1 protein-coding gene is annotated in these 327 nt (G+C 41.9%); it reads left to right on the top strand.

Annotation, left to right across the window (positions count from 1 at the left end; translation table 11 throughout):
• On the top strand, window positions 1–327 hold a 327-nt coding region (locus HC176_RS18410), incomplete at both ends, for a hypothetical protein (RefSeq protein ID WP_209309819.1).

Below are 327 nucleotides of genomic sequence, written 5' to 3'. Positions count from 1 at the left end.
TGATTCTTACACCTGGAATGGAACTGAATATACAGAAAGCGGTGTCTATACTTTTGTGAGTGAGAATGAAGCAGGATGCACCAATGTTGCAACCCTAAACCTGACTATCACCAATAGCACTACTTCTGAAGAAACTGCAACAGCTTGTGATTCTTACACCTGGAACGGAACTGAATATACTGAAAGCGGTGTTTATACTTTTGAAAGCCAGAATGAGGCAGGATGTACCAATGTTGCAACGCTGACTCTGACCATCAACAACAGCACAACTTCTGAAGAAACTGCAACAGCTTGTGATTCTTACTCATGGAACGGAACTGTGTATAC

This window comes from Tamlana crocina (assembly GCF_012037625.1).
The sequence above is the reverse complement of the archived record's forward strand: the minus strand, read 5'-3'. Positions and strand labels throughout refer to the sequence as shown.